Source organism: Yersinia aldovae ATCC 35236 (assembly GCF_000173735.1).
Lineage (GTDB): Bacteria > Pseudomonadota > Gammaproteobacteria > Enterobacterales > Enterobacteriaceae > Yersinia > Yersinia aldovae.
This window is the reverse complement of sequence record NZ_ACCB01000032.1, coordinates 1-20,291: the sequence shown is the minus strand read 5'-3', so window position 1 is coordinate 20,291 and position 20,291 is coordinate 1. Positions and strand designations below refer to the sequence as shown.

The window sequence follows — 20,291 nt, the reverse complement described above, 5'->3', positions numbered from 1 at the left end:
ATCAGCTCGGTCGCTTACGGTTATTCCGTGGTGCGCCACTACGACGTGGGGCAGAGTTACGTCGTGGACCATTCCCGGTGCGGGTGCGGGCCAAACGTTTTGGTGCCGGCAAGTCTGTTAATAGCGCATCGCTATTATATTTGCTTACTGGAATGCTATGACCAGTATAGGTTTCAATCGCCGGTAAGTTTAACGCATATTCTTCACAAGCCAGGCTGATGGAGTGACCACTTTCGCCAGCACGACCAGTACGGCCAATGCGGTGAACATAATCTTCGCAGTCATCTGGCAGGTCATAGTTGAAGACATGGGTGACCAGCGGAATATGCAGGCCGCGTGCAGCCACATCGGTAGCAACCAGAATATCCAAATCGCCTTTGGTGAAATCTTCCAGAATGCGCAGACGTTTTTTCTGTGCGACGTCGCCGGTAAGCAGGCCAACACGATGACCATCGGCAGCCAGATGGCCCCAGATTTCTTCACAACGATGCTTGGTATTAGCAAAAATAATGCAGCGGTCTGGCCACTCTTCTTCAATCAACGTCTGCAGCAGACGCATTTTTTCTTCATTTGAAGGATAGAACAGCTCTTCCTGAATGCGGTGGCCAGTTTTTTGTAACGGTTCCACTTCAACATATTCGGCGTTGTTCATTTGTTCGAATGCTAATTCACGTACCCGATACGAGAGAGTGGCAGAGAACAGCATATTCAAACGTTTATCAACGGAAGGCATCCGGCGGAATAGCCAGCGGATATCTTTGATAAAGCCTAAATCGTACATCCGATCCGCTTCATCCAATACCACGACCTGAATCGCACCAAGGTTGATGTAATTTTGTTTTGCGTAGTCGATTAAACGGCCTGTTGTGCCGATCAGAATGTCGACGCCACTTTCCAGCACTTTAAGCTGTTTGTCGTAGCCGTCGCCGCCATAAGCCAAGCCTAATTTCAGGCCAGTCATCTGAGAAAGTGATTCAGCATCGGAGTGAATTTGCACTGCTAATTCACGTGTCGGTGCCATAATCAACGCCCGCGGTTGATTGGTCTGACGACCCTCTTCTGCCGGGTGAGAAAGCAAATAATGGAATGTAGACGCTAAGAATGCCAGCGTCTTGCCGGTTCCTGTTTGCGCCTGACCCGCTACATCACGCCCCGAGAGGGTGAGTGGCAATGCTAACGCCTGAATCGGCGTACAATACTGAAATCCTTTGTTTTCAAGGGCTTCAATAACTTGCGGGTGCAGGGCGAAGTCGGAAAACTTCTGTTCGGTCAAGTGTGTTTTGCTCATAGTGTGGTAGAATATCAGCTAACTATTGCTTTACGAAAGCGTATCCGGTGAAATAAAGTCATCCTATTGTTGGTTAATGCTACACCAACGAGGTAGACACAATCCTTTGGAGTAGAACATGAGCGATAAAATTATTCACCTGAGTGACGACAGCTTCGACACTGACGTGCTAAAAGCCAGCGGCCTGGTTCTGGTCGATTTCTGGGCTGAATGGTGTGGTCCGTGCAAGATGATTGCTCCGATTTTGGATGAAATTGCTGACGAGTATGAAGGCAGACTAACTATCACTAAACTGAATATCGATGACAATCAGGGCACGGCACCAAAATACGGTATCCGTGGTATCCCTACACTGTTGTTATTCCGTGATGGTGAAGTTGTCGCCACCAAGGTAGGTGCCTTGTCTAAAGGTCAGCTCAAAGCATTCTTGGATGCAAATCTGTAAGCGGCGTTAGCCGTCACAATACCCAAAGTCATTGAAGCTGCAGCAAGGCCGCAAACGAGCGAATCCCGATGAGCTGACTCAGGTCAGTGATTCGGGTGAGTAAGAGTTGCTAACACAGCTGTGGCTTCAAGGCCGTAGGGTATGTTTAGCGGCAGTTGTGATTTCTCGCACTGACCGCTAGACGCCTGCAAAGAAGCGTGTTAAGTTTACTTCACTGCGTATAGAACATTCCTGTGTATTGAGTCCGGGTTTGTAGCATCTAGCTTATTCTTTAGTACCTAAGAAATAGTCTGTAGCATCTTAATAGTTTGAATCTAACGTTTTACTCTATGTCGAAATAATGTGTGTTGAGAATGATTATGAACTCAATCGGTTTTTTGACAGTCTGACGGCTTTACAAAATCAGTCTAAGGCACCTTCAATCTTTTTACCGTTGTGTCGCGCAATCTGGCGTAAGTCATTACTTACGTAGCTTGTCAAGGCCGGTGATTGAATGTCCCATTAAACAGGCACGTATGACGCTGCCATACCATTCACGACCATAGTTCGAGACATACCCCGAGTTTAAGAACCCACCATTATGAATCTTACCGAATTAAAGAACACGCCGGTTTCTGATCTGATAACACTTGGCGAAAATATGGGGCTGGAAAACCTGGCCCGGATGCGTAAACAAGACATTATTTTCTCTATTTTGAAGCAACATGCCAAAAGTGGAGAAGATATCTTCGGTGACGGTGTATTGGAGATATTGCAGGACGGATTTGGTTTCCTCCGTTCAGCAGACAGCTCCTACCTCGCCGGTCCCGACGACATCTATGTATCCCCAAGCCAAATTCGCCGTTTCAACCTCCGTACTGGTGATACCGTTGCCGGTAAGATTCGTCCGCCTAAAGAGGGTGAGCGTTATTTTGCACTGTTGAAAGTTAACGAAGTTAACTACGACAAGCCGGAAAACGCCCGTAACAAAATCCTGTTCGAAAACTTAACCCCATTACATGCCAACTCTCGTCTACGCATGGAACGAGGTAATGGTTCGACAGAAGACTTAACGGCCCGTGTGCTGGATTTGGCATCGCCAATCGGTCGTGGCCAGCGCGGTTTGATTGTGGCACCGCCAAAAGCGGGTAAAACCATGCTGTTGCAGAACATTGCGACCAGCATCGCATATAACCACCCTGATTGCGTATTAATGGTATTGCTGATTGACGAGCGCCCGGAAGAAGTGACTGAGATGCAGCGTCTGGTTAAAGGCGAAGTTATCGCTTCTACCTTTGATGAGCCAGCATCGCGTCACGTTCAGGTCGCTGAAATGGTTATTGAGAAAGCAAAACGTCTGGTTGAGCATAAAAAAGACGTTATTATTTTGCTGGACTCCATTACCCGTTTAGCGCGGGCATACAACACCGTGGTACCGGCTTCAGGCAAGGTATTGACCGGTGGTGTTGATGCTAACGCCTTACATCGTCCAAAACGCTTCTTTGGTGCTGCACGTAATGTTGAAGAGGGCGGCAGCCTGACCATCATTGCCACCGCGTTGGTTGATACCGGTTCTAAAATGGATGAAGTTATCTATGAAGAATTTAAAGGTACCGGTAACATGGAACTGCATTTATCGCGCAAAATTGCCGAAAAACGTGTGTTCCCAGCCATCGATTTCAACCGCTCTGGTACGCGTAAAGAAGAGCTGTTGACCACCACTGAAGAATTGCAAAAAATGTGGATTCTGCGTCGAATTCTTCACCCAATGGGTGAAATTGATGCGATGGAGTTCCTTATCAGCAAGCTGGCGACAGCAAAAACTAACGATCAGTTCTTTGATAACATGAGACGTTCGTAAGTTTAGAAAATCAAGAAAAAAAACGCCACGCTTAGCCGTGGCGTTTTTTGTTTTTGGGCTATACGATAGCGGAGTTTGTTATCCATTAAGTGGGCAACAGCACAGCACCAACCGATGCTTATTTTGGTATCCATTCTCAACACCGGAGAGAAAATATCAAAATAGAGTTGGGAATAACAAATAAGGCTGTCATCATATTCAGAAATAACTGAAAGCGTGTGGCGGGCATGGTAAGTGCCAAACCACATGTTAAGCTGTCATATCTTTTTGCAGAGAGCGGTTAAACGTGAATTTACTCACCATGAGTACTGAAATATTTATTATTTTCCTGTTTTCGTTGGCATTTTTATTTGTAGCTCGCAAGGTTGCCAAGAGAATTGGATTAGTTGATAAACCTAATTACCGCAAACGTCACCAAGGTTTGATCCCATTAGTGGGCGGAATATCTGTGTTTGCAGGTATCTGTTTTACTTTTCTGATTACCAGTCAGCAAATACCTCATTTTCGCCTCTATCTCGGTTGTGCCGGTTTGTTGGTATTTATCGGTGCATTAGATGACCGTTTCGATATCAGCGTAAAAATCCGTGCTTTTGTTCAGGCGCTGGTTGGTATTGCCATGATGGTAATCGGAGGGCTTTACCTACACAGTTTGGGGCACGCCTTCGGTCCGTGGGAGATGGTGTTGGGGCCATTTGGCTATGTTGTCACACTGTTTGCAGTCTGGGCGGCGATAAATGCTTTCAACATGGTTGATGGTATTGATGGCTTACTGGGCGGTTTATCTTGCGTCTCTTTCGGCGCAATGGGGATTTTACTGTATCAGGGCGGGCAGATGGCTCTGGCGTTATGGTGTTTTGCCATGATTGCCGCCATCCTGCCTTATATCTTGTTGAATCTCGGGTTGTTAGGGCGCAGATATAAAGTCTTTATGGGTGATGCCGGCAGTACTTTGATTGGTTTTACGGCAATCTGGATGCTGTTGCAAACGACGCAGGGAAATTCTCATCCTATTAATCCGGTTACTGCTTTATGGATTATTGCCATTCCTTTGATGGATATGATTGCCATCATGTATCGGCGTCTGCGCAAAGGGATGAGCCCTTTCTCTCCTGACCGCCAGCACATTCATCACCTTATCATGCGTGCCGGTTTTACCTCACGGCAGGCTTTTGTCTTGATTACGCTGGCCGCCGCCCTATTGGCCGCTGTTGGTGTTATCGGTGAACGACTGACATTTATCCCTGAATGGGTCATGTTGGCATTATTCTTGCTTGCATTTCTGTTGTATGGCTACTGCATAAAACGGGCATGGCGAGTCGCACGTTTTATCAAGCGTATCAAACGTCGGATGCGCCGGGCATCGCAAAATAAGCATGAATCTTAACCTGAGGCTTTTAGGCAGTGATGAAACCAGAATCTATGTCGACTGATAAAACAGGATCTACCCATAATGAGCCTGCTGTGGATAACGAGTTAGATATCCGTAGCCTGTTTCGCACTCTCTGGCGTGGCAAGGTGTGGATTATCGGGATGGCAATTCTTTTTGCTGCAATAGCGCTGGGTGTTTCCTACCTGGTGAAACAGCAGTGGAGTGCTACAGCTATTACAGACCGGCCAACCGTCAATAATTTGGGCGGCTATTATTCCCAGCAGCAATTCTTGCGTAACCTGGACACCCGCATTAATAGCGGCGTTGCCAGCGAGCAGCCAGGTATTGCTGATGAAGCCTATGGTGAGTTTATTACCCAACTTGCGGCTTACGATACCCGTCGTGATTTTTGGCTACAAACTGATTACTACAAGCAACGTCTGGAAGGTGATGCTAAAGCCGATGCGGCATTACTGGATGAGTTGGTGAACAATATTGTTTTCACGCCGCGCGATGATAAAAAAGTTTTGAACGACAGCATTAAGTTGACGGCGGAAACCGCCTCTGATTCAAATAAACTACTGCGTAGTTACATCGATTTTGCCAGTCAACGTGCGGCCAGCCATTTGAATGATGAAATTCAAGGCGCATGGGCTGCTCGTACTCAGTCAATGAAAGCCCAAGTCAAGCGGCAGGAAGCGGTGGCCCAAGCGGTATTCAACCGTGAAGTCGCTGCGGTGACGCAGGCATTGAAAGTGGCAGGGCAGCAAGGGATTAACCGCAATCAAACGGATACCCCTGCGGAGCAGTTGCCTGATTCTAAAATGTTTATGTTGGGTAAACCGATGCTTGAAGCCCGCCTGGAAACATTACAGGCGACTGGCCCGAGTTTTGATATTGATTACGATCAGAATCGCGCCATGCTGGCAACTTTGAACGTCGGCCCGACACTGGATAAAACATTCCAGGCTTATCGTTATTTACGTACCCCGGAAGACCCGGTAACGCGTGATAGCCCACGTCGTGTTTTCCTGCTGATTATGTGGGGCGCGATTGGAGCCTTGGTCGGTGCTGGTGTAGTGTTGGCACGTCGCACTGCGATACAATCGTAATCGGGCGCATTCTATAAATTACAGTATGGGTACATCGTGTACCCACTTGCAGGCGTTGTCTGCGGCTAACTGACCTAAAGAGATTCACTGTGAAAGTGTTGACTGTTTTTGGCACCCGGCCTGAAGCCATTAAAATGGCTCCTCTGGTGCATGCTTTGGCTCAGGATGAAGCCATTGAATCAAGAGTTTGCGTAACCGCTCAACATCGTGAGATGTTGGATCAGGTATTGCGTTTATTTGAGATTCAACCGGACTATGACCTGAATATCATGAGGCCGGGACAAGATTTGACGGAAATAACCTGCCGCATTCTGGAAGGGTTAAAGCCTGTTTTGGCGGAGTTTAAGCCGGATGTCATTTTGGTACATGGCGATACCACGACCACGTTGTCGACCAGTCTGGCCGCATTCTATCACCGCATTCCTGTTGGTCATGTTGAAGCGGGTTTACGTACCGGGAACCTCTATTCTCCGTGGCCAGAAGAAGCCAACCGCCAGTTGACCGGTCACCTGGCAACGTACCACTTTGCTCCGACCGAGAATTCGCGCCAAAATCTATTGCGTGAGATGGTGCCGGATAACCACATCTTCGTTACCGGCAATACGGTGATTGATGCGCTGTTCTGGGTACGTGATCGGGTGATGAATAACCCGGAGTTACGCGCCAGTCTGGCGCAACGCTACCCGTTCCTCGACACCAATAAGAAAATGATTCTGGTTACCGGCCACCGCCGTGAGAGCTTTGGCGGTGGTTTTGAGCGAATTTGCAGTGCGTTAGCTGAAATTGCCCTTAAACACCCTGATGTGCAGGTGGTTTATCCGGTGCATCTCAATCCAAATGTCAGTGAGCCGGTCAATCGTATTCTGAAGGGTATCGATAATATTATTCTGATCGACCCGCAAGATTACCTGCCGTTTGTTTATCTGATGAACCACGCTTATCTGATCCTGACGGACTCCGGCGGTATTCAGGAGGAAGCGCCTTCATTAGGTAAACCGGTATTAGTCATGCGGGATACCACTGAGCGCCCGGAAGCTGTCGATTCCGGTACGGTTTTGTTGGTTGGCACTAATATTAATAAAATTGTCGATGCAGTGACCCGCTTGCTGACTGATGAAACTGCCTATCATCAGATGACACGGGCACATAATCCTTACGGTGACGGCCAGGCCTGTCAACGCATCCTTGAAGCTTTAAAGAATCATCAGGTGACGCTATGAGTTTTGAAACTATTTCTGTTATCGGTCTTGGGTATATTGGCCTGCCAACGGCTGCTGCTTTCGCCTCGCGTAAGAAGAAAGTCGTTGGTGTGGACGTCAACGCCCATGCAGTTGAAACCATTAATCGCGGTGCCATCCATATTGTGGAGCCGGATTTAGATAAAGTGGTGAAGCTTGCTGTCGAAGGCGGTTACCTACAAGCCGTAACCAAACCACTGGCAGCAGATGCGTTTCTTATTGCCGTACCGACACCGTTTAAAGGCGATCACGAACCGGATATGGTTTATGTCGAATCAGCCGCTAAATCTATCGCTCCGGTGTTGAAAAAAGGTGACCTGGTCATTCTGGAATCCACCTCTCCTGTGGGTGCCACTGAACAAATGGCGCAATGGCTGGCTGAAGCTCGCCCTGATTTGAGTTTCCCGCAGAACGCCGGTGAAGAGGCTGATATCAACATCGCCTATTGCCCTGAGCGCGTATTGCCAGGCCAGGTGATGGTTGAACTGATTCAAAACGACCGTGTTATCGGTGGGATGACGCCGAAGTGCTCTGCCCGCGCCAGTGAGTTGTACAAAATCTTCCTCGAAGGCGAATGTGTGGTGACCAATTCCCGCACCGCAGAAATGTGCAAGCTGACTGAAAATAGCTTCCGCGACGTTAACATTGCCTTTGCCAACGAACTGTCGCTGATTTGTGATGAGCAAGGAATCAATGTATGGGAGCTGATTCGCCTGGCGAATCGTCATCCACGCGTCAATATCTTGCAGCCAGGCCCAGGTGTTGGCGGCCACTGTATCGCGGTTGATCCGTGGTTTATCGTTTCGCAAAATCCACAACTGGCTCGCCTGATTCACACCGCTCGTTTGGTGAATGATGGCAAACCGCTGTGGGTAGTAGATCGTGTTAAAGCGGCCGTTGCTGATTGTTTGGCAGCCACTGATAAACGTGCGTCTGAAGTGAAAATTGCCTGTTTCGGCCTGGCATTCAAACCTAATATTGATGATTTGCGTGAAAGCCCAGCGGTTGAAATCGCCCATCTGATTGCACAATGGCACACCGGTGAAACATTGGTGGTTGAGCCTAATGTGGAACAACTGCCGAAGTCGCTGGCAGGCCATGTCACCCTAAAAGATACCGCCACTGCCTTGCAGCAAGCGGATGTGCTGGTGATGCTGGTGGATCATAGCCAATTTAAAGCAATCAAACCTGAAGATGTGAAGCAATCCTGGATTGTTGACACCAAAGGAGTATGGCGTTGAGACGTATTCTGGTCACCGGCGGAGCCGGTTTTATCGGCTCCGCCGTGGTAAGACATATTATTGATGGCACCTCAGATAGCGTGTTGGTGGTGGATAAGCTTACCTACGCTGGCAATCTGGAGTCACTGGCGGTTGTCGCTCACAGTGAGCGCTACGCTTTTGAACTGGTTGATATTTGTGACCGTGCTGAGTTGGATCGTGTTTTTGCGCAATATCAGCCAGATGTGGTAATGCATCTGGCTGCAGAAAGTCATGTTGACCGCTCTATAGATGGCCCGGCTGCTTTTATCGAAACTAACGTGGTGGGCACTTACACTATGTTAGAAGCGGCGCGCCATTATTGGCAGCAACTGCGCGCTGAGGCGAAATTAGCATTTCGCTTCCACCATATCTCAACGGATGAAGTGTATGGCGATCTGCACGGTACGGATGATCTGTTTACCGAAACCACACCTTATGCGCCAAGCAGCCCCTATTCCGCCTCTAAGGCATCCAGTGACCATCTGGTGCGCGCCTGGCAGCGAACTTACGGTTTACCAACCTTGGTAACCAATTGTTCAAATAACTACGGCCCATATCATTTCCCTGAGAAATTGATCCCACTGGTGATTTTGAATGCGCTGGCGGGCAAACCGTTGCCAGTCTATGGCAATGGCGCGCAGGTTCGCGATTGGCTGTTTGTTGAGGATCACGCCCGCGCCTTGTACCAAGTGGTGACCGAAGGTGTGGTGGGCGAAACATACAATATTGGCGGCCATAATGAGCGCAAAAATATTGAGGTGGTTGAGACCATTTGTACACTTCTGGATGAACTTATCCCCGCCAAACCGGCCGGAATTGTGCATTACCGCGACCTGATTACTTATGTCAAAGACCGTCCAGGCCACGATATGCGTTATGCCATCGATGCCAGCAAAATTGAGCGGGAACTGGGCTGGCGGCCACAGGAAACCTTCGAAAGTGGCATCCGCAAGACCGTATTATGGTATTTAAATAATAAATCTTGGTGGCAGCGTGTTCAGGATGGTTCTTACGCCGGTGAGCGTCTGGGCTTGAGTGACTGATACTCTTCATCTTTCAAGTTGCAGATGTGTTGGCTGCGCTCATTACTCGGCCCGTCCATGGGCCTCGCCTCTGCGAGGCCGCTGCAAGCAGCGTTCAAATCGGTTTCTGACCGATTTGTCACCCGAATCAATGACTTATGTCAGCTCATCGGGATTTCCTTGCTTGCCGCCTTCCTGCACCTTGAAACCTATAGCGTATTTCGTTAGGTGACTGACGATAGGTTCGAAGTTTATTAATCATTGAGATGACGTCATCCAGTAGTTTGCATGATGTTTTCAAGACCATGACGTTTTTAAAAATGGTATGTTTCAGGAGATTGTATGAAAGGCATAATTCTGGCTGGTGGCTCTGGTACGAGGCTGCACCCCATCACCCGTGGCGTCTCTAAGCAACTGCTTCCGGTGTATGATAAACCGATGATTTACTATCCGCTGTCAGTGCTGATGCTGGCAGGGATCCGTGACATTCTGATTATTTCTACTCCAGAAGATTTGCCGTCATTTCAGCGCTTGCTGGGTAATGGTGATGAGTTTGGTATCAATCTGAGTTATGCCGCGCAACCGAGTCCAGATGGGCTGGCACAGGCATTCCTTATTGGTGAAGAGTTCATTAACGGCGAATCATGCTGTCTGGTGCTGGGAGATAACATCTATTTTGGTCAGTCTTTCAGCCCGAAATTGAAAGCGGTGGCGGCTCGTCAGCACGGTGCAACTGTCTTCGGCTATCAAGTCATGGACCCTGAGCGCTTTGGCGTGGTGGAGTTTGATGACAACTTCCGGGCGCTATCTCTAGAAGAAAAACCGAGTCAGCCAAAATCTAATTGGGCAGTCACCGGGCTTTATTTTTACGATAACCAAGTGGTTGACTTTGCAAAACAAGTTAAACCATCTTCCCGTGGTGAGCTGGAAATAACCAGCATCAATCAGATGTATTTGGATCGCGGTGAACTGACGGTGGAATTATTAGGCCGTGGCTTTGCCTGGCTGGATACCGGTACTCATGACAGCTTGATTGAAGCCAGTACCTTTGTGCAAACCGTTGAAAAACGTCAAGGTTTCAAGATAGCCTGTCTGGAAGAGATCTCTTGGCGCAATGGCTGGTTAGATGATGATGGCGTAAGACGTGCGGCAACGGCATTGGCGAAAACCGGTTACGGCAAATATCTATTGGACTTACTCCATGCCCGTCCACGCCAGTATTGAGCCGCTGGCCTGGGAAAGTGAATTTTTCCAGCGCCACAGTGCAAAACTTAACTTCTCCGATTCAGCCCCGCAACTTAACCCGGCTGAGTTGGATGCTTTTACCCTGACCCAAGCCAAAGTACCGACCCATCACCTTGACCTCATTGACTCCCTCGGCCAGCTTGGTTTCAAGTTAGTTGAAGGTGAGGTTGATCTGGCGCTACCAGTTGAGGGCAAGACTGTAGTTGGCACGGAAAATGCTACATCTGAGACAGATAGTGGAACCTATCAACAGCGGCTGGCAACAACCGCCGATATCCCGCTATTGCGCAGCGTGGCTGCTCGCACCTTTGCATTAAGCCGTTTTCGTGCGCCGTGGTATGACCCACAGGACAGCGGACGATTTTATGCATTATGGGCTGAAAAGGCTGTGCTGGGTACTTTTGACCATCAATGCTTGTTGGTGATGGATGTATGTGGTCAGCCTGCGGGGTTTGTGACATTACGCGACTTGCAAGATGGCAGCGCGCGTATTGGCCTGTTAGCGGTATTTCCTGACGCACAGGGTAAAGGCATAGGTTCATTATTAATGTCGGCGGCAAAGCAGTGGTGCCAGCATCATGGGTTACAGCGGTTACGGGTAGCCACACAGATGAGCAATATTGCTGCTTTGCGCCTCTATATTCGCAGTGGTGCTTCGATTGAGAGCACCGCGTATTGGTTATGCAGGGGATGAGATGATTCCATTTAACGCTCCACCGGTAGTAGGCACAGAACTGGGTTATATGCAGGCGGCTATGACCAGCGGTAAATTATGTGGCGATGGTGGCTTTACCCGTCGCTGCCAGCAGTGGATGGAGCAGCGCTTCAACTGTCCAAAAGCATTATTGACGCCATCTTGCACTGCCTCACTGGAAATGGCCGCGTTGCTGCTGGATATCAAGCCTGGCGATGAAGTTATCATGCCAAGTTTCACTTTTGTGTCGACCGCCAATGCCTTTGTGCTACGTGGTGCCAAGATGGTGTTCGTTGATATTCGCCCGGACACCATGAATATCGATGAAACCAAGATTGAAGCCGCCATCACCGATAAAACCAAGGTTATTGTACCGGTTCATTATGCAGGCGTAGCTTGTGAGATGGACACCATCATGGCGCTGGCGAAAAAGCATAATTTATTTGTGGTAGAAGATGCCGCGCAGGGCGTGATGTCGACTTACAAAGGTAAAGCGCTGGGCACGATTGGTCATATTGGCTGCTTTAGCTTCCACGAAACCAAAAACTACACCGCGGGCGGTGAAGGCGGGGCGACACTTATCAATGACCCGTCACTAATTGATCGGGCAGAAATTATTCGCGAGAAAGGCACTAACCGCAGCCAGTTCTTCCGTGGTCAGGTTGATAAATATACCTGGCGTGATATTGGCTCCAGTTATTTGATGTCCGATTTACAAGCCGCATATCTATGGGGGCAGTTGGAAGCAGCACAACAAATTAATGAACGTCGTTTGGCGCTGTGGCACACCTACTACAATGCGTTCAAGCCACTGGCAGATGCCGGGCGCATCGATTTGCCAGTGATTCCTGACAATTTGGTACAAAATGCGCATATGTTTTATATCAAACTGCGTGATATCGAAGATCGCTCTACGTTCATTAGTTATTTAAAAGAAGCTGAGATCATGGCGGTATTTCACTACATCCCGCTGCATGGTTGCCCGGCGGGTGAAGAATTTGGTCGTATGGACGGTGAAGACCGCTTTACCACCAAGGAAAGTGAGCGTCTGGTGCGTTTGCCTATCTTCTATAATCTGACTGATGTGAATCAGAGAACGGTGATTAACACTGTTCTGAGTTTCTTCGCCTGATATGTCTCTGGCAAAAGCATCGATTTGGACTGCTGGCTCTACGCTGATTAAGATCGGCGTAGGGCTGTTAGTGGTTAAACTGCTGGCGGTGACCTTTGGCCCTAGCGGTGTTGGGCAGGCGGGTAATTTCCGCCAGCTAATTACGGTATTAGGCGTGCTCTCTGGCGCGGGTATCTTTAACGGCATAACTAAATATGTTGCTGAATACCATCAGCAACCAGAACGTTTGCGTGCCGTGTTGGGGACGTCATCGGCGATTGTGCTGGGTTTCTCAACCCTGTTGGCACTGATCTTCCTGCTGGCGGCCAGGCCGGTCAGCATCGCATTATTTGGCCATGCTGATTACCAGAATGTGGTGCGGGCGGTGGCGTTTATTCAAATGGGCATTGCCTACGCCAATCTATTCCTGGCTATTCTCAAAGGTTATCGCGATGCGATGGGGAATGCGCTGGCGGTGATTGGCGGCAGCCTGATTGGTGTGGTGGCGTATTATATTTGTTTCCGCATTGGCGGTTATCCCGGCGCGCTGGTGGGCCTGGCATTGGTGCCTGCGCTGGTGGTTATCCCTGCGGCAGCGATGCTAATTCGGCGCAAAACTATTCCATTAAGCTATCTTAAACTTAGCTGGGATAAAGCGCTGGCCAGTCATTTAGGCAAGTTTACCATCATGGCGCTGATTACGTCGGTAACCTTACCGGTGGCTTATGTGATGATGCGTAACCTGCTGGCTGACCGCTATGGTTGGGATGCTGTCGGGATTTGGCAAGGGGTGAGCAGTATTTCAGATGCTTATCTACAATTTATCACAGCGTCATTTACCGTTTATCTGTTGCCAACACTTTCAAGGCTCAAAGCCAAAGCAGATATTTCGCGTGAAATTCTGCGCTCACTGAAATTTGTGTTGCCAGCGGTTGCCACCGCAAGCTTGGTCGTGTGGTTATTACGTGATTTCGCCATCTGGCTGCTATTCTCGCACCAATTTATCGCGATGCGTGATCTTTTCGCCTGGCAACTGGTCGGTGACGTACTGAAAGTTGGGTCGTATGTCTTTGGTTATCTGGTGATTGCCAAAGCCTCTTTACGTTTTTACATTTTGACGGAAGTGAGTCAGTTCTTACTGTTGACCGGATTTGCGCATTGGCTGATCCCTTTAAATGGCTCACTGGGCGCGGCACAGGCTTATATGGCCACTTATATCGTCTATTTTGCGCTCTGTAGCTGCGTATTCATTATGTATCGTAGACATTCATCACCGTAGACACTCTTTACAGTAGAAAAAAATGACAACCCTGATTCATGTATTGGGATCTGATATCCCGCACCATAATCTGACTGTATTGCGCTTCTTTAATGACGTGCTAAGCACGCAAGTGCCCGCTGAACAGGTGCAGCACTTCATGGTAGCAGCAAAAGAAACTGCACCATTTTCGTCTTTCCCGCTGTTGGATATCGAAATCCACGGCAATAAAAAAACCTTGGCTGACGCGGTGATCGCCCGCGCACAAGCAGACAGAAATACGCGCTTTTTCTGGCATGGGCAGTTTAATGCCACGTTATGGCTGGCGTTGTTAAGTGGGAAAATCAAGTCACAGCAGGTCTATTGGCATGTTTGGGGCGCTGATTTATATGAAGATGCCAAGAGCTTGAAATTCCGCCTTTTCTATCTGCTGCGCCGTTTAGCGCAAGGGCGGGTCGGGCACGTTTTTGCGACCCGTGGTGACTTAATGCATTTTCAGCAGCGCCACTCTCGGGTGCCAGCGTCACTGCTCTATTTCCCAACGCGAATGGATCCGGCGTTAACCGGCCTCAACATTGATAAGCCGTTGGCCGGGCCGATGACGATTTTGGTGGGTAACTCCGGTGACACCACCAATCGCCATATTGAGGCGCTAAAATCGATTCATCAGCAATTTGGCCCAGATGCCAGAGTGATTCTGCCGATGGGGTATCCGGCCAATAATGCGCTGTATATTGAGCGGGTTAGGCAGGCGGGGCTGGCGTTGTTCTCGCCAGATAACCTGCGCATTCTGACAGAACAGATCCCGTTCGACGATTATCTGAATATCCTACGCGAATGCGATTTGGGCTATTTTATTTTTAATCGTCAGCAAGGTATTGGCACATTGTGTTTATTAATCCAATTTGGCGTGCCCTTCGTCTTAAGCCGTAAAAACCCATTCTGGCAAGATTTAGCCGAGCAGCATATTCCGGTACTTTTCTATGGCGACTCATTGGATGAACCGTTGATTCGTGAGGCGCAGCGGCAATTACTGGGGCTGGATAAGCAGGGTATTGCGTTCTTTAACCCTAATTACATTGAGGGTTGGCAACAAGCACTGGCGCTGGCGGCAGGAGAACACCCATGACGTTGGGGCAATTTGGCGGTCTTTTCGGCGTTTACCTGCTCGCCGTTATTTTTATCCTGATATTGACGTATCAGGAGTTTAGGCGCGTGCGCTTTAACTTTAACGTGCTGTTTTCAATGCTGTATCTGCTGACGTTCTATTTTGGTTTCCCGCTGACCTGCATGTTGGTATTCCAGTTTGACGTCGCGGTGGTGCCGGTTGAGTACTTACTGTATGCCATGCTTTCTGCCACGGCATTTTATGGCATTTACTATATCAGTTACAAAACTCGCCTGACCAAGCCGCGCAGTCAGCCACGGGCACCAATATTCACCATGAATCGGGTAGAGACTAATCTCACCTGGATACTCTTGGCGCTGGTGGCGATGGGTACTGTCGGTATCTTCTTTATGCAAAATGGTTTCCTACTGTTTAAGTTGGACTCTTATAGCAAAATCTTCTCCAGCGATGTTTCGGGTGTCGCCCTGAAGCGCTTTTTCTACTTTTTTATCCCGGCGATGTTGGTGGTCTATTTCCTTAAACAGGATATGCGGGCTTGGTTTTTTTTCCTCGCCAGCACAGTAGCGTTTGGCATATTGACCTATGTTATCGTTGGCGGAACACGCGCTAATATCATTATCGCGTTTTCATTATTTCTGTTTATCGGCATCGTGCGCGGTTGGATAACCTTGTGGATGCTGGCAGCGGCGGGCATCTTTGGCATTGTCGGGATGTTCTGGCTGGCCTTGAAGCGCTATGGTTTGGATGTGAACGGCGCTGAAGCGTTTTATACGTTCCTTTACCTCACTCGCGATACCTTCTCGCCGTGGGAAAATCTCGGATTATTACTACAAAATTACGATAAAATAGACTTCCAAGGGTTGGCACCGATTATTCGTGATTTCTACGTATTTATCCCCAGCTCCTTGTGGCCAGACCGCCCTGATCTGGTATTGAATACTGCTAATTACTTTACCTGGGATGTGTTGGATAACCACTCTGGGCTGGCTATTTCGCCAACTTTGATAGGCTCTTTGGTGGTGATGGGTGGGGTGGTGTTTATCCCACTGGGTGCCATCGTGGTGGGGCTAATCATTAAATGGTTCGACTGGCTGTATGAACAAGGCAAAGCAGAGACGAATCGTTATAAAGCGGCGATTATGCAAAGTTTCTGTTTTGGTGCGATATTTAACATCATCGTGTTAGCACGGGAAGGGTTAGATTCCTTTGTCTCGCGGGTGGTATTTTTCTGCGTGATTTTTGGTGCCTGTTTGATACTGGCGAAATTGTTGTACTGGCTGTTCGATACGGCAGGTTTGATAACACAACGTGTACAGCGTCGTGTGGGTAAATCAACGCGGCTATCACCGCCTCAAACGAACAGTCAACTGTAAGGATCGTGATGGAACCGAATACGGCTATTCCTAAATCTATTGATATTCCAAAATACAGTGTCCGTGGCTTTGACATCTGGGGCTTTCGTGACATGAGTCAGACGTTGGATCATCTGTTGAGCAGCGGCCCGGTGAAGACTGGCACGCTGGTGGCGATGAACGCAGAGAAGCTACTGAAGGCCGAAGAGGATGCTGCGCTGCGTGAACTGATTAACGAGGCGGAATACTTATACGCTGATGGTATCAGTATGGTGCGTGCCATTCGCCGTAAATATCCGCAGGCGTTGTTGTCACGCGTGGCGGGAGCAGACTTATGGGAAGCGCTGATGCAACGCGCCGGGCAGCAAGGGACACCGGTATTTTTGGTGGGTGGCAAGCCGGATGTACTGGCAGAAACTGAAGCGAAGCTGCGCGCGCAATGGAATGTGAATCTGGTGGGCAGTCAGGATGGTTATTTCACACCAGAACAGCGTGAAGCTTTGTTTGCCAGGATTGCAGCCAGTGGTGCGGCTATCGTAACTGTTGCGATGGGGTCGCCAAAGCAGGAGTTATTTATGCGTGATTGTCGTAAGTTCTATCCTGATGCACTGTATATGGGCGTAGGTGGCACTTATGACGTCTTTACCGGCCATGTGAAGCGTGCGCCGAAGATTTGGCAGAACATGGGGCTGGAGTGGCTATACCGCCTGCTGGCGCAGCCTAGCCGCATTCGCCGCCAATTCAAACTGCTTAAGTTTGTTGGTTATTATTACAGCGGTCGCTTGTAATCATCTCGCTAAGCAGGGCCAGATCTGGCCCTGTGATTGTAAAACCCCATCTATTCCTCCATTCAATATTAAAACTCATTAATTCCATTATGGAATCGATGTATTAATTTTTATTCCATAAAGTTTTACTTTCTTGTTTGCTAATCTGCGCCAGATGCGGAAGGATACTGGCCGATTAAAAAACGGATTACTTAATAAAAACAACCGGGAATCCGGAGCGGATACACACCATCAGGTACAGAGGATATATGGCAGACATCGAACAGAAAAAAGGACTACACCGTGGGCTGGAAGCCCGACATATCGAACTGATAGCGTTAGGCGGGACGATTGGCGTCGGGCTATTTATGGGGTCTGCCAGCACATTGAAATGGGCGGGGCCATCGGTCTTACTGGCTTACATTATTGCGGGTTTATTTGTCTTTTTCATTATGCGGGCAATGGGCGAGATGCTCTATCTGGAGCCGGTAGCGGGGTCGTTTGCGGTATATGCGCATAAATATCTCAGCCCCTACTTTGGCTATCTGACCGCCTGGGGCTATTGGTTTATGTGGATTGCGGTAGGGATATCTGAAATTACCGCGATTGGCGTGTACGTTCAGTTTTGGTTCCCCGAAATTCCACAGTGGCTGCCAGCGATAGCTGGGGTGGCTATCGTGGCACTGGCCAATCTGGCGGCGGTCAGATTGTATGGTGAGCTGGAGTTTTGGTTCGCAATGATCAAAGTCACCACTATTATTGTGATGATTCTGGTCGGTCTGGGCGTGATCTTCTTCGGCTTTGGGAATCATGGCCAGGCGATTGGTTTTGACAACCTGACGGCTCATGGCGGCTTCTTTGCCGGTGGTTGGAAGGGATTCATGTTTGCGCTGTGTATTGTGGTGGCGTCTTATCAGGGCGTTGAGCTGGTGGGGATTACCGCCGGTGAGGCCCGAAATCCACAGGTCACACTAAAGCGAGCCATTAATAACATCTTATGGCGTATTCTGATTTTCTATGTCGGTGCGATATTTGTCATCGTCACCATCTTCCCGTGGAACGGTATCGGTACTGAAGGCAGCCCGTTTGTACTGACCTTTGCCAAGATAGGAATAGTTTCAGCCGCCGGTATTATTAACTTCGTGGTACTGACCGCCGCGCTATCTGGCTGTAACAGCGGTATGTATAGCGGCGGGCGTATGCTGTATGCGCTGGCAAAAAACCGCCAGTTACCGGCCTGCCTGACTAAACTGTCTACCAGTGGTGTACCGGTTTACTGTATTGCGGTAACGATCCTGTGCCTGTTGCTGGGTTCAAGCCTCAATTACATTATTCCGAATCCGCAGCAGGTGTTTGTCTATGTTTACAGTGCCAGCGTGTTGCCAGGCATGGTGCCGTGGTTTGTGGTACTCGTCAGCCAACTGCGTTTTCGTCAGGTACATAAAGAAGCACTGAAGCAGCATCCGTTCAAATCCATCATGTTCCCGTATGTCAATTACCTCACTATCGCTTTCCTGATATGTGTGTTGGTGGGGATGGGGATTAATCCGGAGACGAGGTTATCTCTATTGGCGGGGGCCATTTTCTTAGGACTGGTGAGCCTGTGTTATTTCGGGCTGGGAATGCATAAACAGACCGTCGCTGAAGTATCCCCAAATTAATTGGCGTGACAGATAGGCTGCTAAAGAGCAACAAATCTGTCGGCAACCGGTTTGAACAGCATTTATGCTAGCCAGTAGGGGGGGCTTCAAGGATGAGCCTCACCCGGTGGTTTCAAGTACGAAGGCGATAAAACGGCTATAAATCCAGCGGATCGGGTGCGGCGGGGCTAATCAGTGGCTGATTTTGCGGCATAGTGTGCAAAGCGTAAGCAAACACACCATTTCTTCTAAAAAAGCACTAGACAGCCAAGTATTAAAACCGTAGTATCCTCACCCGCAACGGCGCTAAGCGCCCGTAGCTCAGCTGGATAGAGCGCTGCCCTCCGGAGGCAGAGGTCTCAGGTTCGAATCCTGTCGGGCGCACCATTAATTTTGTGTGCAAGAGCTGCGGTGGTAAGATTGCCGCGTACGACGAAGTCGAAGTAAGCTGTGTAGTAAGAAGTTATGGTGGCTATAGCTCAGTTGGTAGAGCCCTGGATTGTGATTCCAGTTGTCGTGGGTTCGAGCCCCATTAGCCACCCCAAATTTTGTGGAACATGCGATGGTGGCGGAATTGGTAGACGCGCTAGCTTCAGGTGTTAGTGTCCTTACGGACGTGAGGGTTCAAGTCCCTCCCTTCGCACCACACAAACATGTAGATTTTGTTAATATTTACATGGACATAGGTTGAAAGACCATGTAGAGTAATCAGTAAGAAATCGGCGAGTAGCGCAGCTTGGTAGCGCAACTGGTTTGGGACCAGTGGGTCGGAGGTTCGAATCCTCTCTCGCCGACCAATTTAAGAAGAAACCCCGCAATGCGGGGTTTTTTTTCGTCTCAATATTCTCTCTTTTTTACCCAACTCGTCACGTCATATATTCCCTGCCTCCTTAAAAGCACACAACTTACAGATTCTCCCTTAGCTACAGCCATTGTTGGCGCACTTTGATCAAATCTTGCCGTTTGCATAGTAAAAGCCTTATTTAACATACGTAAAATGCGGTGTTGGTTTTTTGCGACAAAAAGCGAAGGCATTGTCGTTAAATGGAGACAGGTAATAGTCTGAATAATATAGGGAAAAATAATAAGGTGTTTTAACGTCGTTTTGTAGCGACAGATCACATCTCATGCTCTGACATCTATATGACGGTGGAACCAAGTTGAGTAGAGTGAACAGATAAAAATAAATCTTTTATAAATCAGTTAACTAAAGTTATTTATGCAGTTCTACTGAATTAAATCAGGGTCAGATATTCGAATTGGCATACTAAGTGCATTATCTATTCTGTAGATGCTCATCCCACTTCTTATGACAGTTTGGTTTTATAGCCACTTCATAAACCCAGGGATGATGCAGAGCCGATTTTAGGGTGCCTATTGTCCATGTAAACGATGTTGAGTCTCTTCATCACATACCGGGCATAACGTTGAGTGAGGCACCGACATTGTTGTCTGTAGACCTGAAATTTTAGACGCTTGCCCTTCTCGGCAAGCGTTTTTTTTTGCATACCCTTCGTCC

General features: G+C 48.6%; 16 protein-coding genes and 4 tRNA genes. 19 read left to right on the top strand and 1 reads right to left on the bottom strand.

The genetic code is table 11. From position 1 onward, the window contains the following. Window position 1: 1 nt before the first annotated feature. Window positions 2-1,288 carry an ATP-dependent RNA helicase RhlB gene (rhlB, locus tag YALDO0001_RS14400; protein ID WP_004704161.1) on the bottom strand — a complete coding sequence of 429 codons (1,287 nt, stop codon included), beginning with the start codon at window positions 1,286-1,288 and terminating at the stop codon, window positions 2-4. A gap of 118 nt (window positions 1,289-1,406) precedes the next feature. On the opposite strand from rhlB, the gene trxA reads away from it, so the two are divergent. The 19 genes from trxA to YALDO0001_RS14300 all read left to right on the top strand — a co-directional run bounded on the left by trxA (window position 1,407) and on the right by YALDO0001_RS14300 (window position 19,569). Continuing rightward, window positions 1,407-1,733, top strand: coding sequence for a thioredoxin TrxA (gene trxA / locus YALDO0001_RS14395; RefSeq protein ID WP_004704160.1), 327 nt, complete (start codon window positions 1,407-1,409; stop codon window positions 1,731-1,733). A 580-nt stretch (window positions 1,734-2,313) separates the two neighbouring features. Beyond that, window positions 2,314-3,573, top strand: a complete 1,260-nt coding sequence (gene rho / locus YALDO0001_RS14390) for a transcription termination factor Rho (RefSeq protein WP_004704159.1) — start codon at window positions 2,314-2,316, stop codon at window positions 3,571-3,573. Window positions 3,574-3,859: 286 nt separating this feature from the next. Then, on the top strand, window positions 3,860-4,957 hold the full coding sequence (gene wecA / locus YALDO0001_RS14380; protein ID WP_004704157.1) for a UDP-N-acetylglucosamine--undecaprenyl-phosphate N-acetylglucosaminephosphotransferase: 1,098 nt from the start codon (window positions 3,860-3,862) through the stop codon (window positions 4,955-4,957). Window positions 4,958-4,977: 20 nt separating this feature from the next. Continuing rightward, window positions 4,978-6,054, top strand: a complete 1,077-nt coding sequence (gene wzzE / locus YALDO0001_RS14375; protein ID WP_004704156.1) for an ECA polysaccharide chain length modulation protein — start codon at window positions 4,978-4,980, stop codon at window positions 6,052-6,054. 89 nt (window positions 6,055-6,143) lie between these two features. Beyond that, entirely contained in the window at window positions 6,144-7,274 is a 1,131-nt protein-coding gene (gene wecB / locus YALDO0001_RS14370; protein WP_004704155.1) for a non-hydrolyzing UDP-N-acetylglucosamine 2-epimerase, read from the top strand. Further along, window positions 7,271-8,533 (top strand): UDP-N-acetyl-D-mannosamine dehydrogenase, encoded by a 1,263-nt coding sequence (gene wecC / locus YALDO0001_RS14365; RefSeq protein ID WP_042840146.1) that lies wholly within the window; start codon window positions 7,271-7,273, stop codon window positions 8,531-8,533. Before wecB ends, wecC begins: the two co-directional genes overlap by 4 nt. Next, window positions 8,524-9,597, top strand: coding sequence for a dTDP-glucose 4,6-dehydratase (gene rffG, locus YALDO0001_RS14360; RefSeq protein ID WP_186367026.1), 1,074 nt, complete (start codon window positions 8,524-8,526; stop codon window positions 9,595-9,597). The genes wecC and rffG overlap by 10 nt, the downstream gene beginning before the upstream one ends. Before the next feature lie 321 nt (window positions 9,598-9,918). Further along, window positions 9,919-10,800 carry a glucose-1-phosphate thymidylyltransferase RfbA gene (gene rfbA / locus YALDO0001_RS14355; RefSeq protein ID WP_004704151.1) on the top strand — a complete coding sequence of 294 codons (882 nt, stop codon included), beginning with the start codon at window positions 9,919-9,921 and terminating at the stop codon, window positions 10,798-10,800. Next, a complete protein-coding gene (gene rffC, locus YALDO0001_RS14350) occupies window positions 10,778-11,515 on the top strand; it encodes a dTDP-4-amino-4,6-dideoxy-D-galactose acyltransferase (protein WP_042840143.1) in 738 nt (245 codons plus the stop codon). The genes rfbA and rffC overlap by 23 nt, the downstream gene beginning before the upstream one ends. Before the next feature lies 1 nt (window position 11,516). Continuing rightward, window positions 11,517-12,647, top strand: coding sequence for a dTDP-4-amino-4,6-dideoxygalactose transaminase (gene rffA, locus YALDO0001_RS14345; protein WP_004704149.1), 1,131 nt, complete (start codon window positions 11,517-11,519; stop codon window positions 12,645-12,647). Between the two features lies 1 nt (window position 12,648). Beyond that, window positions 12,649-13,905, top strand: coding sequence for a lipid III flippase WzxE (wzxE, locus tag YALDO0001_RS14340; protein WP_004704148.1), 1,257 nt, complete (start codon window positions 12,649-12,651; stop codon window positions 13,903-13,905). A gap of 22 nt (window positions 13,906-13,927) precedes the next feature. After that, window positions 13,928-15,013 (top strand): TDP-N-acetylfucosamine:lipid II N-acetylfucosaminyltransferase, encoded by a 1,086-nt coding sequence (locus tag YALDO0001_RS14335; RefSeq protein WP_004704147.1) that lies wholly within the window; start codon window positions 13,928-13,930, stop codon window positions 15,011-15,013. Then, window positions 15,010-16,386 (top strand): ECA oligosaccharide polymerase, encoded by a 1,377-nt coding sequence (gene wzyE, locus YALDO0001_RS14330; RefSeq protein ID WP_042840142.1) that lies wholly within the window; start codon window positions 15,010-15,012, stop codon window positions 16,384-16,386. Before YALDO0001_RS14335 ends, wzyE begins: the two co-directional genes overlap by 4 nt. A gap of 8 nt (window positions 16,387-16,394) precedes the next feature. After that, window positions 16,395-17,153 carry a lipopolysaccharide N-acetylmannosaminouronosyltransferase gene (gene wecG / locus YALDO0001_RS14325; protein ID WP_004704145.1) on the top strand — a complete coding sequence of 253 codons (759 nt, stop codon included), beginning with the start codon at window positions 16,395-16,397 and terminating at the stop codon, window positions 17,151-17,153. A 248-nt stretch (window positions 17,154-17,401) separates the two neighbouring features. Then, window positions 17,402-18,793: a bifunctional threonine/serine APC transporter ThrP gene (thrP, locus tag YALDO0001_RS14320; protein WP_004704144.1), complete on the top strand. Its 1,392-nt coding sequence runs from the start codon at window positions 17,402-17,404 to the stop codon at window positions 18,791-18,793. A gap of 289 nt (window positions 18,794-19,082) precedes the next feature. Further along, window positions 19,083-19,159: transfer RNA gene (locus YALDO0001_RS14315), tRNA-Arg, on the top strand. Window positions 19,160-19,240: 81 nt separating this feature from the next. Next, window positions 19,241-19,316: transfer RNA gene (locus tag YALDO0001_RS14310), tRNA-His, on the top strand. Between the two features lie 15 nt (window positions 19,317-19,331). Further along, window positions 19,332-19,418: transfer RNA gene (locus YALDO0001_RS14305), tRNA-Leu, on the top strand. 74 nt (window positions 19,419-19,492) lie between these two features. After that, window positions 19,493-19,569: transfer RNA gene (locus YALDO0001_RS14300), tRNA-Pro, on the top strand. The last annotated feature ends 722 nt before the right edge of the window (window positions 19,570-20,291 follow it).

What these genes read in the sequence shown, in the direction of transcription:
- wecG (WP_004704145.1), top strand. Translation starts at nt 16,395, where the DNA reads ATGGAACCGAATACGGCTATTCCTAAATCTATTGATATTCCAAAATAC.
- wecC (WP_042840146.1), top strand. Translation starts at nt 7,271, where the DNA reads ATGAGTTTTGAAACTATTTCTGTTATCGGTCTTGGGTATATTGGCCTG.
- rffC (WP_042840143.1), top strand. Translation starts at nt 10,778, where the DNA reads ATGCCCGTCCACGCCAGTATTGAGCCGCTGGCCTGGGAAAGTGAATTT.
- thrP (WP_004704144.1), top strand. Translation starts at nt 17,402, where the DNA reads ATGGCAGACATCGAACAGAAAAAAGGACTACACCGTGGGCTGGAAGCC.
- rffA (WP_004704149.1), top strand. Translation starts at nt 11,517, where the DNA reads ATGATTCCATTTAACGCTCCACCGGTAGTAGGCACAGAACTGGGTTAT.
- rfbA (WP_004704151.1), top strand. Translation starts at nt 9,919, where the DNA reads ATGAAAGGCATAATTCTGGCTGGTGGCTCTGGTACGAGGCTGCACCCC.
- rffG (WP_186367026.1), top strand. Translation starts at nt 8,524, where the DNA reads ATGGCGTTGAGACGTATTCTGGTCACCGGCGGAGCCGGTTTTATCGGC.
- wzzE (WP_004704156.1), top strand. Translation starts at nt 4,978, where the DNA reads ATGAAACCAGAATCTATGTCGACTGATAAAACAGGATCTACCCATAAT.
- rho (WP_004704159.1), top strand. Translation starts at nt 2,314, where the DNA reads ATGAATCTTACCGAATTAAAGAACACGCCGGTTTCTGATCTGATAACA.
- trxA (WP_004704160.1), top strand. Translation starts at nt 1,407, where the DNA reads ATGAGCGATAAAATTATTCACCTGAGTGACGACAGCTTCGACACTGAC.
- YALDO0001_RS14335 (WP_004704147.1), top strand. Translation starts at nt 13,928, where the DNA reads ATGACAACCCTGATTCATGTATTGGGATCTGATATCCCGCACCATAAT.
- wzxE (WP_004704148.1), top strand. Translation starts at nt 12,649, where the DNA reads ATGTCTCTGGCAAAAGCATCGATTTGGACTGCTGGCTCTACGCTGATT.
- rhlB (WP_004704161.1), bottom strand. Translation starts at nt 1,288, where the DNA reads ATGAGCAAAACACACTTGACCGAACAGAAGTTTTCCGACTTCGCCCTG.
- wzyE (WP_042840142.1), top strand. Translation starts at nt 15,010, where the DNA reads ATGACGTTGGGGCAATTTGGCGGTCTTTTCGGCGTTTACCTGCTCGCC.